13 protein-coding genes are annotated in these 16458 nt (G+C 70.1%); 10 read left to right on the forward strand and 3 right to left on the reverse strand.

Going from position 1 to position 16458, the window contains the following annotated elements; all coding sequences use genetic code 11:
• Window positions 1-1008 (reverse strand): sugar-binding transcriptional regulator, encoded by a 1008-nt coding sequence (locus AC27L4_RS17820; protein WP_487143568.1) that lies wholly within the window; start codon window positions 1006-1008, stop codon window positions 1-3.
• A gap of 128 nt (window positions 1009-1136) precedes the next feature.
• Here AC27L4_RS17820 and AC27L4_RS17825 point away from each other — a divergent pair, with 128 nt between their 5' ends.
• From AC27L4_RS17825 to AC27L4_RS17870, 10 genes are all read left to right on the forward strand, one after another.
• A complete protein-coding gene (locus AC27L4_RS17825; RefSeq protein ID WP_487143569.1) occupies window positions 1137-2642 on the forward strand; it encodes an FGGY-family carbohydrate kinase in 1506 nt (501 codons plus the stop codon).
• Window positions 2643-2676: 34 nt separating this feature from the next.
• Window positions 2677-3693, forward strand: a complete 1017-nt coding sequence (locus tag AC27L4_RS17830) for a thiamine pyrophosphate-dependent dehydrogenase E1 component subunit alpha (protein ID WP_487143571.1) — start codon at window positions 2677-2679, stop codon at window positions 3691-3693.
• Window positions 3694-3704: 11 nt separating this feature from the next.
• On the forward strand, window positions 3705-4679 hold the full coding sequence (locus AC27L4_RS17835) for an alpha-ketoacid dehydrogenase subunit beta (protein WP_487143573.1): 975 nt from the start codon (window positions 3705-3707) through the stop codon (window positions 4677-4679).
• Entirely contained in the window at window positions 4679-5962 is a 1284-nt protein-coding gene (locus AC27L4_RS17840; protein ID WP_487143574.1) for an acetoin dehydrogenase dihydrolipoyllysine-residue acetyltransferase subunit, read from the forward strand. Before AC27L4_RS17835 ends, AC27L4_RS17840 begins: the two co-directional genes overlap by 1 nt.
• Before the next feature lie 18 nt (window positions 5963-5980).
• Window positions 5981-7108 carry a sugar ABC transporter substrate-binding protein gene (locus tag AC27L4_RS17845; protein ID WP_487143576.1) on the forward strand — a complete coding sequence of 376 codons (1128 nt, stop codon included), beginning with the start codon at window positions 5981-5983 and terminating at the stop codon, window positions 7106-7108.
• 62 nt (window positions 7109-7170) lie between these two features.
• Entirely contained in the window at window positions 7171-8688 is a 1518-nt protein-coding gene (locus AC27L4_RS17850) for a sugar ABC transporter ATP-binding protein (RefSeq protein WP_487143577.1), read from the forward strand.
• Window positions 8689-8690: 2 nt separating this feature from the next.
• Entirely contained in the window at window positions 8691-9677 is a 987-nt protein-coding gene (locus tag AC27L4_RS17855; protein ID WP_487143578.1) for an ABC transporter permease, read from the forward strand.
• Between the two features lie 37 nt (window positions 9678-9714).
• Window positions 9715-10476: an SDR family NAD(P)-dependent oxidoreductase gene (locus tag AC27L4_RS17860; RefSeq protein WP_487143579.1), complete on the forward strand. Its 762-nt coding sequence runs from the start codon at window positions 9715-9717 to the stop codon at window positions 10474-10476.
• 153 nt (window positions 10477-10629) lie between these two features.
• Entirely contained in the window at window positions 10630-11799 is a 1170-nt protein-coding gene (locus AC27L4_RS17865; protein ID WP_487143580.1) for an efflux RND transporter periplasmic adaptor subunit, read from the forward strand.
• A gap of 10 nt (window positions 11800-11809) precedes the next feature.
• The gene (locus AC27L4_RS17870) at window positions 11810-14974 is read left to right on the forward strand and encodes an efflux RND transporter permease subunit (protein ID WP_487143581.1); all 3165 of its coding nucleotides are present in this window, start codon (window positions 11810-11812) and stop codon (window positions 14972-14974) included.
• Between the two features lie 61 nt (window positions 14975-15035).
• Here the strand turns inward: AC27L4_RS17870 and AC27L4_RS17875 are convergent, their stop codons facing one another.
• Together AC27L4_RS17875 and AC27L4_RS17880 are read right to left on the reverse strand one after the other, a co-directional pair.
• Window positions 15036-15848 (reverse strand): IclR family transcriptional regulator, encoded by an 813-nt coding sequence (locus AC27L4_RS17875; protein WP_487143582.1) that lies wholly within the window; start codon window positions 15846-15848, stop codon window positions 15036-15038.
• A 68-nt stretch (window positions 15849-15916) separates the two neighbouring features.
• Window positions 15917-16303 carry a RidA family protein gene (locus AC27L4_RS17880; protein ID WP_487143584.1) on the reverse strand — a complete coding sequence of 129 codons (387 nt, stop codon included), beginning with the start codon at window positions 16301-16303 and terminating at the stop codon, window positions 15917-15919.
• Window positions 16304-16458 lie beyond the last annotated feature (155 nt).

Here is a 16458-nt window from a genome sequence, read left to right on the forward strand (position 1 = left end):
CTATGGGGCGGCCTTGAGGTGATCGGCCACCGCCAGCGCCGTATCGCCGTCGATGATCAGGCCCCGGACGAGGCCGCTGCGCAGCAGCGCCACGGTGGCGAGGGTCTTCTCCAGGCCGGCGGCGAGCAGCACGACGTTGCGGCCGCGCAGATGCTCCGTCGCGACCGCCAGGCTGCGCTGGGCGAGCGGGTGCGGCACTTCGCGGCCGTGCGCGTCGTAGAGCCGGCCGAGCGTGTCGCAGACCGCGCCGCTGTCGCGCACGCTCTGCATCTCCTCGGCCGAGATCATGTCCTGCAGCCGCAGCACCGCGGTCTCCTCGAGCTCGCCGACGCTGATCAGGTAGAGGTCGGCGCTGCGGGCCATCTCGACTGCGTCCATCACCATGCGCTGGGACATCAGCACCTGCCGGTCGGCGATGGAATCGGCGATGAACGGCACCGGCAGGAAGTGCACCTCGCCGCCGGTGCGCGCGGCGAAGGCCTGCACCACCTCGAACGGGTTCGAGGCGGAGTTGCGGGTCAGCGAGCCGATCAGCGAGACGAAGCGGGCCTGCGGGTTGCGCACGCCCGAAAGCTGCTGCGCCACCTGCTCGATGCTGCGTCCCCAGCTCACCCCGACCGTGACCGGCCCGCTGCCGAGCTTGCCCTTCAGGAAGTTGGCCCCGGCGGTGCCGATGGCGCGGCGGGCGACGGCGCTCTGGATGCGGGCCAGCTCCGGATCGGCCGGGGCGCGGACGAAGCCGACCGGCGGCGTCGAGATGCAGAAGTCGAGCCCGAACGCGCGGGCGATGCCGTGCTCGACGGCGATGTCGCGGGCCGAGTCGTGGTTGATCGCGATGCTGATCAGGCCGCGGTCGCGCCCCTCCGACAGGAGGCGGTTGACCCGCGAGCGGTGCAGGCCGAGCCGCGTCGCCGTCTCCTCCTGGTTCAGGCCGGCCACGTAGTAGAGCCACGCCACCCGCACGATCAGGGCGTCGTCGGTCTCATGGGCCAGGTTCAGGTTCAGCATCGTCGTCCCGCTGCGGTTCACTGACAGATTGACAAGTGTCGGTGGATAAATCAAACATGCATCAAATGTCGTGACTAACGACAAAAGTGCGAAAGCGAGTCGACGCAGATCGGCCGGGGAGGAGGATCATGAGCTTCGTCATCGGTATCGACGGCGGCACCGAGAGCATCCGCGCCCGCGTCTACGACCTCGCCGGCGACTGCAAGGGCTCGGCCGCCCATCCCTATGAGACCCGCTTCTCCCCCGGCGCCCGGGCCGAGCAGGACCCTGAGGACTGGTGGAGCGCCATGGGCCACGCGGTGCGTCGGGCCGTGGCCGAAGCCGGTATTCCGCCTGCCTCGGTCGAGGCGATCGCCCTCGCCACCACCTGCTGCACGGTCGTCGCCCTCGACGAAGCCGGCCGGGCGCTCAGGCCCGCCATCATCTGGATGGACGTGCGCGCCGAGGCCGAGGCGGCGGCGGTGCTGGCCACCGGTGACGAAGCCCTGGCGGTGAACTGCGCCGGCAACGGGCCGGTCTCGGCCGAATGGATGATCCCCAAGGCGCTCTGGCTCGCCCGGCACGAGCCTGAGCTGTTCGAGCGCGCCGCGACGATCTGCGAATATCAGGACTTCATGAGCCTGCGCCTGACCGGCCGGCGCTGCGCCAGCCTCAACAACGTCTCGGCGCGCTGGCATTATTCGACCCTGCGCGGCGGCTATGCCAAGGGCATCCTGTCCCGCCTCGGCCTGGAGGCGCTGCTCGGCAAATGGCCGGCCGAGGTGGTGGCGCCCGGCGGCGTCATCGGTCCGCTGACCGCCGCGGCCGCCGAGCATCTCGGTCTGCCGCAGACGGTCAAGGTTGTCCAGGGCGGCGCCGACGCCTTCATCGGCATCATCGGCCTCGGCGTCAGCAAGCCCGGGCAGCTCGCCCTGATCACCGGCTCCTCCCACCTCATGTTCGGCGTCGCCACCCGGCCCGCCTCCGCCAACGGCCTGTGGGGCACCTATGCCGACGCGGTCTATCCCGGCCTGAACATCATGGAAGGCGGCCAGACCTCGACCGGCTCGATCATCAACTGGCTGCGCCGGCTCGCCGGCGGCACGCTCGACTTCGCGGCCCTGAACGCCGAGGCCGCCAGGCTCGAGCCGGGTTGCGACGGCCTGCTGGTGCTCGACCATTTCCAGGGCAACCGCACGCCCTATGTCGACGCGCTGTCGCGCGGCGCCTTCGTCGGCCTCACCCTCGGACACGGCATGCCGCATTTGTTCCGCGCCGCGATCGAGGGCATCTGCTTCGGCACCCGGGCCATCCTCGACGGCATGGCCGCGGCCGGCTTCACCGCCACCGAGATCACCATCGGCGGCGGCGCGACCTCGTCCGACCTCTGGCTGCAGATCCACGCCGACACCGCCGGCCTGCCGGTGAGCGTGCCCGCCGCCAGCGAGGCGCCCTCGCTCGGCGCGGCCATCCTGGCGGGCGTCGGCGCCGGCCATTTCGCCGACATCGATGCCGGCGTGGCGGCGATGGTCCGCCCCGGCCGGCGCATCGAGCCCCGGCCGCGCGAGCGGGCACTCTATGACGAGCTCTACCGGACCTATGCCCGGCTCTATCCGGCCCTCAAGCCTTTCGCCCCGAAGCCGGCCGCAGGCTAGCCCGGGCACCCCGTTCCTCTTTCCCGGTGGTTCCATGCCGTCCAACACGCCTCTTTTCGACCTCTACCGCACGATGCGGCGCATCCGAACCTTCGAGGAGCACGTCGGCGAGCTCTACGTCCGCGGCCTCAGCGCCGGCTCGATGCTGCATCTGTCGATCGGCGAGGAGGGGGCTGCGGCCGGGGTGTGCGCGGCGATGCAGCCCCAGGACAGCTTCACCACCCATCACCGCGGCCACGGCATCTTCCTGGCCCGCGGCGCCGAACCGAACCGGATGATGGCGGAGATCGGCGGCCGCGAGAGCGGTTACTGTCACGGCAAGGGCGGCTCCATGCACATCGCCGACATGGCGCTCGGCCATCTCGGCGCCAACGCCATCGTCGGCGGCGGCATCCCGCACGTGGTCGGCGCCGCCCTCGCCTACAAGCGGCTGAAGAAGGATGCGGTCTCCGTCGCCTTCTTCGGCGACGGGGCGATGCAGCAGGGCATCCTCTACGAAAGCATGAACATGGCGGCCCTCTGGGACCTGCCGGTGCTGTTCGTGTGCATCAACAACCAGTACGGCATGGGCACGCGCATCGACAAGGCGACGCGCTCCACCGCCTTCGACCGGCGGGCCGAGGCCTTCGGCCTCAACGCCGAGATGGTCGACGGCGAGGATGTCGAGGACGTCTTCCAGAAGGCGCAGGGCCTGATCGACGCCGCGCGCGCCGGCCGCCCCGGCTTCATGGCGGTGTCCTGCTTCCGCTTCTACGGCCATGGCCGCATGGACAAGAGCCCCTATCGCAGCCCCGAGGAGGAGGAGGCCGGCCGCCGACGCGATCCGGTCGCGCGGGCGCGAGCCGGCCTGATCGAACGGGGGCTCGCCACCGCCGCCGAGCTCGATGCGCTCGATCTGGCCGTCGTCCGCGAGATGAGCCAGTCCATCGACTTCACCGCCGCCGCCGCCGAGCCGCCGCCGGCCTCGATGTTCCGCGACGTCTTCGCCGTCGGCGAGCCCGAGCCCGAGCCGGTGCGCACCCGCATCGATCGCATCCTGGCACGGGCGTGAGGAAAGCTGTCATGGTCGAGATCACCTATCGCGACGCACTGCGCCAGGGCCTGCGCGACGCCATGGTCGCCGACGACCGGGTCGTCGTCATCGGCGAGGAGGTCGGTGTCTATGGCGGCGCCTACGGCGTCACCAAGGACCTGATCCGCGAGTTCGGGCCGGAGCGGCTGATCGACACGCCGATCAGCGAGCCGGCGATCATCGGCACCGCCGTCGGCGCCGCCATGGCCGGGCTCCGGCCGGTGGCCGAGCTGATGTATGTCGACTTCCTCGGCCTGACCATGGACCAGGTCGGCAACCAGGCCGCCAAGATCCGCTACATGTTCGGCGGCCAGATCGGCGTGCCGATGGTGCTGCGCACCCAGGGCGGCACCGGCCGCTCCGCCGGGGCCCAGCATTCCCAGAGCCTGGAGGCCTGGATCATGCACGTGCCGGGCCTGCGCCTGGCCATGCCGGCCACGGCCGCCGACGCCTACCACCTGCTGCGCCACAGCCTGACGCTGCCCGATCCGGTGGTGTTCATCGAGCACAAGTCGCTCTACGCCCGCAAGGAACAGGCGGATCTGGCCGCTCCCGAGGCGCCCTGGGGCAAGGCCGTGGTGCGCCGGCGCGGCGCGCACGTCACCCTCGTCACCTATTCGCGCATGGTGCATGTGGCGATCGAGGCGGCCGGGACCCTGGCCGAGCGGGGCATCGAGGTCGAGGTCATCGACCTGCGGACGCTGAACCCGCTCGACATGGACACCGTGATCGCCTCGGTGAACCGCACCGGCCGGGCCGTCGCCCTCAGCGAGGGGCATATGACCTGCGGCGTCGCGGCGGAGCTCTCCGCGCGCATCACCGAGGAGTGCTTCGACTATCTGGAGGATCCGGTGGTGCGGATCGCCGGCGAGGACATACCGATCTCGGTCTCGCCGGAGCTCGAAGGCGCGAGCATCCCCTCGGTCGGCCTCGTGGTCGACACCGTCGCCCGGATGGTGCGCTGATGGCGGCGATCCTGACCCTGCCGCGCCTCGGCGAGACCATGGAGGAGGGGCGCATCGTCGGCTGGCTGAAGCGGCCGGGCCAGGCGTTCCGCCGCGGCGAGACCATCGTCGAGATCGAGACCGACAAGACGGTGGTGGAACTGCCGGCCCTCGTCGACGGCGTCCTGGTCGAGATCCTCGCCGGCGAGGGGACGCAGATCGAGGTCGGCCAGCCGCTGTGCCGCTACGACGGCGAGGCTGCCGAAGCCGATGCGGCGCCGCCGCCCGCCGCCGAGGTCGCGGCCCCCGCTCCGCCTGCTCCGGCACCGGAACCGGCGGCCGCAGCGCCGGCAGTCGCGCCCGCTTCGGCGGAGCGCCCGCGAGCGACCCCTCTCGCCCGGCGCATCGCCCGCCAGAACGGCATCGACATCGCCGCCGTGCCGGGCACGGGCCGCCGCTCGCGCATCGAGGCCCGCGACGTCGAGGCCTTCGTCGCCGGCAACGCCGCGCCCGTGGACGCCGCGCCGGTCCCGGCCGATCCGGGCAGGGCCGCCGCTCTCGACCTGCCCGCCGGTCGCATGGCCTTCCGCGAATGGGGCGCGGCCTCGGGCTCGGCGCCGCCGATGCTGCTGCTGCACGGCTTCGGCGGCGATGCCCAGACCTGGCATCTCCTTGGCGCCGGCCTCGCCCGCCTCGGCCGGCGCGTGCTGGCGCCGGACCTGCCGGCCCACGGCGCCACGGCGATCGAGGCGGCCGGGCTCGACGACCTCGTGGCGGCCCTCGCCGCCTTCGCCGGGACGCTTTCCCCCGGCCCGGTCGAACTGGTCGGCCATTCGCTGGGCGGCGCCGTCGCCGCCCGGCTGGCCCGCCGGCTCGCGGCCACCCGCGTCACCCTGATCGCGCCGGCCGGCCTCGGCAGCGAGATCGACGCCGACTTCGTCGACGGCATGGCCCATGCCGCGACCGGCGGCGGGATCGCCCATCTGCTGCGCCGCGTCGCGGTGCGCCCGCCCGTCCTCTCGGCCCGCCAGCTCGACGCGATGGCCGCCTCGCTCGGCGGCCGGGGACGCCTCGCCGGCCTCGCCGCCGCGCTGGTGCGGGACGGGCGCCAGCAGGTCGACATCGTCGGCGACCTGGCGGCGCTGGAGGGCAGGGCGCGGCTCGTCTGGGGACTGGAGGATCGCATCATCCCCTGGCGGCACGCCCTCGGCGCCGGCAGCGCCACGCCGGTCCACTTCGTCGCGGATGCCGGGCACATGCCGCAATGGGACCAGCCGCAGAAGCTGGCGGCCCTCTTCGCCTGAGGGCCGTCGGACAAGACCATGACAACCGGAGGAGACACGATGGACGACCAGGACCACCCCTTGACCGGCCCCACCCGCCGCGGCCTGCTCGGCGGCATGGGCCTCGCCGGGGCCGCCGCGATGTTCGGCGGCTCGCAGCTGGCGCAGCTCGCGTTCGGCTCTTCGCCCGCCTTCGCCCAGTCGGGCAAGCCGCTGAAGGTGGCGGTGATCGCCCAGCAGATGGCGGCCCAGTCAGCCCAGCGTTCCTGGGCCGGCCTGCAGCAATGGCTGAAGAAGACCGGGCTCGACAAGAGCTGGGAGGTCAACCAGACCGACGCCAAGGGCGATCCCGGCCAGCTCGTCAGCCAGATCGAGGACGCTATCACCGCCAAGTCCGACGCGATCCTGGTGATGTACGGCACGCTGACCGCGGCCAAGAGCGCCCTCGACAGCCTGACCGCCTCGAAGATCCCGTTCTTCAGCCTGGATTCGGGCTGGCAGGCGCCGGCCATCGCCGACATCACCAGCAACAACTACGCCATGAGCGCGCAGACCTCGCAGTTCATGATCGACACGCTCCTGGCCAAGGGCAAGACCTCGGCCAACATGTGCGCGGTCATCGCCAACTTCCATCACGGCACCCGCAAGCGCGGCAAGGTGATGAAGACCGCACTCACCGAGAACGAATGGATCTCGATGAAGGCCGAGCGCGTCATCCAGTATGCCGGTTTCTACGAGGCGACCCAGAACACGGTGAACGACTGGCTCACCACCTATGGCGACGATCTCGACGTGATCTGGTGCCCGTGGGACGAGCCGGCCATGGCCGCGTCCGAGGTGATCGTCTCGCGCGGCCTGCAGGACAAGATCTTCGTCATCGGCCATGACGGCCATCCGACCGCGCTCGACCGCATGCGCCAGCCCGACTACCCGCTGCTGGCCACCACCGCCCAGGCCTTCGAGGTCTGGGGCGCCTACACCGGCTGGCTGATCAACGAGATCGTCGGCAAGGGCGGCGACGTGAAGAAGCTGGTGCCGGTGCCGACCGTCGAGTTCCCGGCGCCGCTCCTGGTGCGCGGCGTCAACATTCCCGCGCCGGACACGCCGACCTACAACGCCCAGGACCTCTACTACATCTACCGCGACCGCGCCCTCGCCGGCATGTAGCCCGTCCCGCCGGCGGACGGCCTTGCCCGCCCGCCGGCTCCTGCCATCGACCGGAGACGAAGATGGACCGCACCGCGGCCGCCGCGGCTCCGCGCCTCAGCGCGCGCGGCATCGGCAAGAGCTTCCACGGCAATCCCGCCCTCGACGACGTCGACCTCGACCTGCGCGGCGGCGAGATGCTGGCGCTCGTCGGCGCCAACGGCGCCGGCAAGTCGACGCTGGTCAAGATCGTCTGCGGGGCGCTGGCGGCGGATCAGGGCGAGATCCGCATCGACGGCCGCGCCGTCTCCTTCCACACCGTTCGCGACGCCCTCGCCGCCGGTATCGCCGTGGCGCACCAGCAGGTGGCGATCATTCCCTCGCTCACGGCGGCCGAGAACATCATGCTCGGGCGCGAGCCGCTCGGCGGCGGCTTCATCCGCAACCGCGCGCTCCAGGTCAGGGCGCGCGAGATCGCGGTCCGCTTCGGCATCGACATCGCCCTCGACCGCGAATGCGGCGAACTCGGGCTGGGCGAGAACAAGATCCTCGACATCCTCAAGGCGCTGGTCGGGGAACCGGCGATCCTGATCCTCGACGAGCCGACGGCCTCGCTCACCCTGCACGAGAGCCGCAAGCTCTTCGCCTTCCTGCGCGACCTCAAGGCCCAGGGACTCGCCATCCTGTTCATCTCCCATCACCTCAACGAGATCTTCGAGCAGTGCGACCACGTCGTCGTGCTCAAGGACGGGCGCAAGGTGCATGACGGCCCCGTCGCAGCGACCACGCCCGAGGCGGTGGTGCGGCTCATGGTCGGGCGCGCCATCGAGGACACCGACTGGTCGAGCTCCGCCGTCCACGGCGATGTGACGCTGCGCCTGAAGAACACGTCGGTCGCCGGCCTCGCCATCCCGGAGATGACCGTGCATTCCGGCGAGGTGGTGGGCCTGGCCGGCGTGCTCGGCGGCGGCCAGACCCGCATCCTGGAAACCCTGGCCGGGGACGGCGAGCCGCCCGCCGGCGGGGAGGTGCTGGTCAACGGCCGGCCGGGCTGCCCCGCCAACGTCGCCGACGCCATCGCCCGCGGCGTCTACCTCGTCGCCGACGAGCGGCTGACCAAGGCGCTGTTCCCCGGCCTGTCGGTGGAGGAGAACCTGCTCACCGGCTCGCTGGCCGAGACCAGCCGCTACGGCTTCATGCAGATCGGGCTCGGCGCCGCGGCGGCCGACGACGCCATCGGCCGGCTGGCGATCAAGTGCAGCGGCCGCGGCCAGGACATCCTGCAGCTCTCCGGCGGCAACCAGCAGAAGGTCGCCTTCGGCCGCTGGCTGATCCGCATGGCCCGGAGCGCGTCCCCGGCACGGCCGCTGCTGCTGCTCGACAACCCGACCGAGGGCGTCGACGTCGGCAGCAAGGCCGAGCTCTACGCCCTGATCCGCGACCTTGCCCGCTCGGGCGCCAGCGTCCTCATCGCCAGCGCCGAGTTTCCGGAAATGCTGAAGCTGTGCGACCGCATCTACTGCATCGCGGACAAGGCGGTCGGCCGCTGCCTGGAGCGGTCCGAGTTTTCCGAAGAACGACTGCTGCTCGAGGTGAACTGACCATGGCGACGAACGCACGGGCCGAAGGCGGCCGCGGCATCGATCTCGGCGGGCTGATCGGCCGATACGGCACGGTGGCGGCCGCCGTCGTCATCTTCATCGGCTTTGCCCTGGCCAATGAGCGCTTCCTCTCCGTCGGCAACATCAGCAATGTGCTGGTGCAGATCTCCGTGCTGATGGTGATCTCCTCCGGCCTGACCGTGGCGGTGTCGAGCGGCGAGTTCGACCTCTCCGTCGGCCAGGTGGCGAGCCTGTCCGGCGTGCTGGTCGCCGGCCTGATGATCTGGAGCGGCCAGTCGGTGGCCGTCGCCATCGTCCTTTCCGTCCTGGCCGGCGTCCTCATCGGCCTCGCCAACGGGCTGCTGGTCACCTGGCTGCGCATCCCCTCGCTGATCGCGACGCTGGCGATGGGGCCGATCGCGCTCGGCCTCAACTACGCCTACACCAACGGCGACTCGATCTACGCCCAGATGCCGGCGAGCTTCTACTTCATCGCCAAGGGCCGGCTGTTCGACGTCGTCCCCGTGCCGATCGTCATCGCGGTGGTCATGGTCGCCGCCTTCTACGTGCTCCTGAACCGGACCCGGCTCGGCCGCAGCATCGTCGCCACCGGCGCCAACATCCAGGCCGCGCGCCTGTCCGGCATCAAGGTCAATCGCGCCCGCATCGTCGCCCTGGCGCTCTCCGCCTTCGGCGCCGCCATCGGCGGCGTGATGCTGACGGCGCGCCTGGGCACCGGCCAGTCCGGCGCCGGCGACGCCTACCTGATGGACAGCCTCGCCGCCGTGTTCCTCGGCATGACCGCCTTCAAGCCCGGCCGCGCCACGGTGCAGGGCACGCTGGTCGGGGTGATCATCATCGGCATGCTCGACAACGGCCTCAACCTGATGGGCGCGCCGTTCTACCTGCAGAACGAGGTGCGCGGCATCGTCATGATCGCCGCCGTCAGCCTCGCCGTGCTGCGCAGCGAGATCCGTTTCTTCCGGTGAGAAACGCCGGGAGCGTCGAGGACAGGGAGGGACAGACATGAGCAAGCCATCGAACGGGCGCGTGGCGCTGGTGACGGGAGCGAGCCGCGGCATCGGCCGGGCCCTGGCGCTCGGACTGGCGGCGGACGGTTTCGACGTCGTCGTCAACGACATCGCCCGCCAGTCCGCCGACCTCGATGCGGTGGCCGGCGAGATCCGCGCCCTCGGCCGCCGGGCCTTCGCCGTCACGGCCGACGTCAGCAGCAAGGCGGAGGTGACGGCGATGGCCGACCGCGCCGTCGCCGAGGCGGGGCAGGTCGATGCGGTCGTCAACAATGCCGGCATCCTGATCTCCCGGTCGGTCGACGACCTCGCCGAGGCGGAGTGGGACGCGGTGCTCGACGTCAACGCCAAGGGCACTTTCCTGGTGGTGCAGGCGCTGCTGCCGCACATGAAGGCACGGCGCTATGGCCGCATCGTCAACATCGCCTCGATCGGCGGCAAGCACGGCGCTCCCAACCAGGCGCATTATTCCGCCTCCAAGGCGGCGGTGATGGGCTTCACCCGGGTCCTGGCCCAGGAGGTCGGTCCCTTCGGCATCACCGCCAACTGCGTCTGCCCGGGCATCATCGTCACCGAGATGGGCCGCACCAATCTCGGCGACCAGGCGAGCATCGACCGCTGGGTGGGGATCACGGCGCTGCGCCGGCTCGGCCAGCCCGAGGATGTCGCCGGCCCGGTCTGTTTCCTGGCGTCGGACGCCTCGGCCTTCGTCACAGGCCAGACGCTGAACGTGTGCGGGGGCATCCACCTGAGCTGAGGACGGGTGGCCTCGGGCGTTCGCGATCGTGGATTGCTCCCGCAGGCACTCTTGATAGGATCGGCGGACCGCACCATCTGGCGTTGGCTGTCTTCCGGGCCGACGCGGTATCCGAGGATGGTGCCCGTCTGATCCGGTCGAGCGAGGCCATTCATGTCTGATGCAGCGTCACTTTCGCGCCCGGCCGCGTGCCGGCGGTCTGCGCGCCTTGCGCCGTTTCTCGTCCTGTCCCTCCTGTGGCCGGGACTGGCCGCCGCCCAGCAGGCGCCCTCGGTGACCGTGGCCAAGCCCGTGGTCAAGGATGTCGTCGAGTATGACGACTTCATCGGCCGCTTCGAGGCCGTCGACCAGGTCGACATCCGCGCCCGCGTCTCGGGCTATGTCGACCAGATCGCCTTCACCGACGGCGCCACCGTCAAGGCCGGCGACCTGCTCTTCGTCATCGACCGGCGCCCCTACCAGGCGGCGTTGGACGAGGCGCAGGCTACCCTCGAGGCGGCGCAGGCCCGGCTCGACTTCGCCAAGGGCGACCTCGACCGGGCCGAGTCCCTGCGCAAGACGGGCAACATCACCGGCCAGCTTTTCGACGAACGGGCCCAGGCGGTGGCCACGGCCAAGGCCGACGTCAACAAGGCCCAGGCCACCCTCAACCGCACCCGGCTCGACCTGCAGTTCACCGAGATCCGGGCGCCGATCTCCGGGCGCCTGTCCCGCCGCCTCGTCTCCATCGGCAATCTCGTCAGCGCCAACGACACCGTCCTGACCAACATCGTCTCGCTGGATCCGATCAACTTCTACTTCGACGTCGACGAGCGCTCCTTCCTCGCCTACCAGCGCCTGGGCACCGGCTCGATCCGCGTCTCCAGCGACGGCAACCCCAACGAGGTGCTGGTGGCCAAGTCGAACGAGCCGGAGCCTTCGCACAAGGGATACCTGGATTTCACCGAAAACCGGCTCGACGCCGCCAGCGGCACGATCCGTGGCCGCGCCGTGTTCGAGAACAAGGATCTGTCCCTGCTGCCGGGCCTGTTCGGCCGCATCCGCATCCTCGGCTCCGACAAATATCGCGGCGTGCTCGTGCCCGAAGAGGCGCTGTCGACAGATCAGGACCGGCGCGTGGTCTATGTGGTCGGCCCCGACAACACCGTGACGCTGCAGCCGGTCAGGGTCGGCTCCCGGGTCGACGGCTACCGCGTCATCCGCGAAGGCCTGAAGGGCGACGAGACCATCGTCGTCAACGGGCTGATGCGGGTGCGGCCCGGGGTCAAGATCGAGCCCAAGATGACGACGCTGCCCGACGTCTACGTGGTCGCCAAGCAATAGGGGCCGGTCCATGCGGTTCGCGCATTTCTTCGTCGACCGGCCGATCTTCGCCGCGGTCCTGGCGATCGTCATCTCCCTGGTCGGCACCATCGCCTTTCTCGGCCTGCCGGTGGCGCAATATCCCGAGATCGCGCCGCCGACCATCGTCGTCCGCGCCTCCTATCCCGGCGCCAACGCCCAGACCGTGGCCGCCACGGTCGCCACGCCCCTGGAGGAGCAGGTCAACGGCGTCGAGGGCATGCTCTACATGTCCTCCTATTCGACCAGCGACGGCAGCCTGTCCCTGACCATCACCTTCAAGCTCGGCGTCGACCTCGACCAGGCCCAGGTGCTGGTGCAGAACCGGGTCGCCATCGCCACGCCGCGCCTGCCGGACGCGGTCCGCGCCCTCGGCGTCACCACGCTCAAGAGCTCGCCCGACCTGATGATGGTCGTGCACATGTTCTCCCCGAACGGGGCCTACGACCAGCTCTACGTCTCCAACTACGCCCGCAACAACATCCGCGACGACCTGCTGCGGCTCGACGGCGTCGGCGACCTCACCATCTTCGGCGAGCGCCAGTACAGCCTGCGCGTCTGGCTCGATCCGGACAAGCTGGCGACCTTCGGGCTGACCTCCTCGGACGTGGTCGCCGCGATCCGGGCCCAGAACGTGCAGGTGTCGAGCGGCGCCCTCGGGCAGGAGCCGACCCCGGCGGACAGCGCCTTCCGCATCACGATCAACACCCAGGGCCGCTTCCAGGACGCGACCCAGTTCCGCCGGGTGATCGTGCGCTCCACCCCGGACGGGCGCCTGGTCCGGGTGCAGGACGTCGCCCGGGTCGAGCTCGGCGCCCAGGACTACGTCACCAACTCCTATCTCGACGGCAAGCCGGCCGTGGCGCTGGCCATCTTCCAGCGGCCCAACACCAATGCGCTGGACGCGGCCGCCGAGATCATCGCCAAGATGCAGGAGCTGAAGAAGTCCTTCCCGCCCGGCATCGACTACACGATCGTCTACAACCCGACCCAGTTCATCGCCGAGTCGGTCAACGCGGTGTACCACACCCTCGGCGAGGCCGTGGTGCTGGTGGTGCTGGTCATCCTGGTGTTCCTGCAGAGCTGGCGCACCGCCCTGATCCCGATCGTCGCCATCCCCGTGTCGCTGATCGGCACCTGCGCCATCATGGCGGCCTTCGGCTTCTCGCTGAACAACCTGACGCTGTTCGGCATGGTGCTGGCCATCGGCATCGTCGTCGACGACGCCATCGTCGTGGTCGAGAACATCGAGCGCAACATCGCCGAGGGCATGTCCCCGCGCGACGCGGCGCACGAGACCATGGACGAGGTCGGCACCGCGGTGATCGCCATCGCCCTGGTGCTGGGCGCGGTGTTCATCCCCACCGCCTTCATCCCCGGGCTGTCCGGGCAGTTCTACCGCCAGTTCGCCCTGACCATCGCGGTCTCGACCTTCATCTCCGCCTTCATCTCGCTGACGCTGTCGCCGGCCCTGTCGGCCATCCTGCTCAAGCCCCACCACGCGGCGGCTCCCAGGAGCGCGATCGGACGGCTCGGCAGCCGGCTGGCCGGCGGCTTCAACCGCGGCTTCGACCGGATGTCGAACGGCTATGCCGGCGCGGTCGGCGGGGTCGTCCGTCACAAGCTGATCGCCCTGGCGATCTATGCCGGCCTGCTCGGCGGAACGGTCTGGATCGCCCAGGCGGTGCCGCGCGGCTTCATCCCGCAGCTCGATCAGGGCTACGCCATCATCGTGGCGCAGCTGCCGGACGGCGCCGCCCTGTCGCGCACCGACCGCGTCACCCGGCGCATCACCGAGATCGCCCTGCAGACGCCGGGGGCGGCCCATGCCGTCGCCTTCGCCGGCTTCTCCGGCGCCACCTTCACCAACGCCTCGAACGCGGCGGCGATCTTCGTGCCGTTCAAGCCGTTCGAGGAACGCATCGCCGAGGGCCTGACGGCCGACAAGATCGTCAAGGACCTGTTCATGCGCATGCAGTCGATCGAGGAAGCCTTCATCATCGCCATCCCGCCGCCGCCGGTGCGCGGCATCGGCAATTCCGGCGGCTTCAAGATGCAGGTGCAGGAGCGGCTCGGGCCGGACGTGCGCCGCATCCTGGCCTCCGCCTACGAGATCGTCGGCAAGGCGCGCGCCAATCCCAACCTCAGCGGCGTGTTCACCACCTTCTCGGCCAACTCGCCGCAGATCTTCCTCAACATCGACCGGCAGAAGGCCGAGCTCCTCAACGTGCCGATCTCCAACATCTTCGACACGCTGCAGGAGAATCTGGGCACGGCCTACGTCAACGATTTCAACGCCTTCGGCCGCGTCTACCAGGTGCGCGCCCAGGCGGAGCCGCGCTTTCGCACCGACACCGAGCAGATCGAGCGGCTGCGCGTGCGCTCGGCCACCGGCGCGCTGGTGCCGCTCGGCACGCTGGTGGAGATCCGCGACGTCTCCGGTCCGGACCTGATCCAGCGCTACAACATGTACACGTCGGTGCCGATCCAGGGGAACGCCGCGCCCGGCGTGTCGTCGGGCCAGGCCCTGGATGCCATGGAGCAGCTGGCGCGGGAGACCCTGCCGCAGGGCGCGACCTTCCAGTGGACCGATCTCGCCTTCCAGGAGCGTTCGACCGGCAACACGGCGATCTTCATCTTCGCCCTCTCGGTGCTGTTCGTCTTCCTGGTGCTGGCGGCCCAGTACGAGAGCTGGTCGCTGCCGCTGGCGATCATCCTGATCGTGCCGATGGCGGTGCTGTCGGCCCTGATCGGCGTGATGCTGCGCGGCCAGGACAACAACATCCTGACCCAGATCGGCCTGATCGTGCTGGTCGGCCTGGCGGCGAAGAACGCCATCCTGATCGTCGAGTTCGCCCGCGAGGCCGAAGCGCGCGACGGCAAGGACCCGGTGGCGGCGGTGATCGAGGCCTGCCGGCTGCGCCTCAGGCCGATCCTGATGACCGCCTTCGCCTTCATTCTCGGCGTGGTGCCGCTGGTCATCGCCACCGGCCCCGGCGCGGAGATGCGCCAGGCGCTGGGCACCGCGGTGTTCTTCGGCATGATCGGCGTGACCGTGATCGGCCTGTTCCTGACGCCGGTGTTCTACGTGACGCTGCGCACCCTCGCGATGTGGCTCGGCCGGCGGTCGCGGCCGACACCCAAGGCGGCGGCCTGACGGCCCTGTCGACGAACCTCGTCCCTGCCCTTTCCGCCAAGGGCAGGGAGCGGCCGGGGCTTCAGCCGTGGGCCACCTTCTTGGAGAAGCGCACGGGCGTGTCCGCGAGCTTGTCCGTCAGCTCGCGCGCCGCGGCGACCAGCGCCTCGCGGTACTGCGCATGGTTGCGGGCGGCATCGGCGCGCGGGGCGACGAGGCAGAGCGTGGCGGCGCACACGCCTTCCTGCCAGATCGGCGCGGCGAAGCAGTGGGTGAAGGTGTCGGCGACGCTGTCGAAGGAATAGAAGCCCTCGCTACGCGCCCGGTGGACCTCGCCGAGGAAGACGGCGCTGTCGAGCACCGCGCCGTCCGGCAGCACGAAGTCGCCTCTGGGGATGAAGGCGAGGATCTCCTCGTCGCTCATATGCGCCACCAGGAGGCGTCCGGAGGCGGTCCACGGCACCGGGATCGGCTCGCCGACATCGGAGGAGATGCGGAACGGGCGGGCGCCCTCCTTGATCATCGCCACCGTGTATTTGCGCCCGTCCAGCATGCACAGCTGCGCCGTCTCCCGCGTGGTCTCGGCGAGGCGGGCGAGATAGGCCTTGCACTCGCGGGTCAGGTCGAACTGCGACTGGTAGGCGAGGCCGAGGAAATAGAGCTTGCGGCCGAGATAGACCCGGCCTTCTCCGTCGGCATATTCGAGGATGCCGGCGTTGAGCAGCAGGTTGACCAGTTCGTAGGCGGTGGACTTCGGCGCGCCGATTCCCGCCGCGATCTCGTTGGCGCGCGCCGGCCGGTGGTGCTCGCGCAGGAAGTCGAGGATCTCGAAGGCCCGGTCGAGCCCGCGCATGCGCCGGTTGACGCCGATCTCGGTCACTCCGTCCGCCGACATGTCAGGCTCCTCGCGCGATTGCCCCGCATGTGCCACAGCTTGCGCCGGCCGGGCAACCCGTCGGCGGCTCACCCCTTCGGCTTGTAGGCGACGCAGTCGATCTCGATCTTGCAGTCGACGACCATGCTGGCCTGGACGCAGGCCCGTGCCGGCGGGTGGGCGCTGAAATAGCCGGCGTAGATCTTGTTGAACGTCCAGAAGTCGCGCGGGTCGTCGAGCCAGACGCCGACGCGCACCACATGCTCCAGGCCGTAGCCGGCCTCCTCCAGGATGGCGATGACGTTCTCGATCGCCTTGTGGGTCTGCGGAATGATGCCGCCCTCGATGATCTCGCCGTCGACCATGGCGACCTGGCCGGAGACGTAGAGCCAGCCGTCCGCCTCGACGGCGCGGGCGAACGGCAGGGACTGGCCGCCTGCGCCGGCCTTGCTGGCTCCGTAACGCGTGATGCTCACAGCATTCCTCCGGAATGGTCGGAAAAGATGACGGCGCCGGCTGCCCGTCGCCTGAAAGTCCAATATACCGGACTAAATGGCAATATACCGGATCGATCAATAAGCTCCGTCGATCCTGCCTGTCAAGGAATCGCGTCGATCGGCGGAAAGCGGCC

The sequence above is a fragment of the Labrys sp. Lb11 genome, assembly GCF_057554225.1.

Excerpts from the sequence above, each read along its gene's own strand:
- AC27L4_RS17840 (WP_487143574.1), top strand. The coding sequence starts at position 4,679 with ATGGCGGCGATCCTGACCCTGCCGCGCCTCGGCGAGACCATGGAGGAG.
- AC27L4_RS17875 (WP_487143582.1), bottom strand. The coding sequence starts at position 15,848 with ATGTCGGCGGACGGAGTGACCGAGATCGGCGTCAACCGGCGCATGCGC.
- AC27L4_RS17825 (WP_487143569.1), top strand. The coding sequence starts at position 1,137 with ATGAGCTTCGTCATCGGTATCGACGGCGGCACCGAGAGCATCCGCGCC.
- AC27L4_RS17845 (WP_487143576.1), top strand. The coding sequence starts at position 5,981 with ATGACAACCGGAGGAGACACGATGGACGACCAGGACCACCCCTTGACC.
- AC27L4_RS17820 (WP_487143568.1), bottom strand. The coding sequence starts at position 1,008 with ATGCTGAACCTGAACCTGGCCCATGAGACCGACGACGCCCTGATCGTG.
- AC27L4_RS17860 (WP_487143579.1), top strand. The coding sequence starts at position 9,715 with ATGAGCAAGCCATCGAACGGGCGCGTGGCGCTGGTGACGGGAGCGAGC.
- AC27L4_RS17830 (WP_487143571.1), top strand. The coding sequence starts at position 2,677 with ATGCCGTCCAACACGCCTCTTTTCGACCTCTACCGCACGATGCGGCGC.
- AC27L4_RS17870 (WP_487143581.1), top strand. The coding sequence starts at position 11,810 with ATGCGGTTCGCGCATTTCTTCGTCGACCGGCCGATCTTCGCCGCGGTC.
- AC27L4_RS17865 (WP_487143580.1), top strand. The coding sequence starts at position 10,630 with ATGTCTGATGCAGCGTCACTTTCGCGCCCGGCCGCGTGCCGGCGGTCT.
- AC27L4_RS17850 (WP_487143577.1), top strand. The coding sequence starts at position 7,171 with ATGGACCGCACCGCGGCCGCCGCGGCTCCGCGCCTCAGCGCGCGCGGC.
- AC27L4_RS17835 (WP_487143573.1), top strand. The coding sequence starts at position 3,705 with ATGGTCGAGATCACCTATCGCGACGCACTGCGCCAGGGCCTGCGCGAC.
- AC27L4_RS17855 (WP_487143578.1), top strand. The coding sequence starts at position 8,691 with ATGGCGACGAACGCACGGGCCGAAGGCGGCCGCGGCATCGATCTCGGC.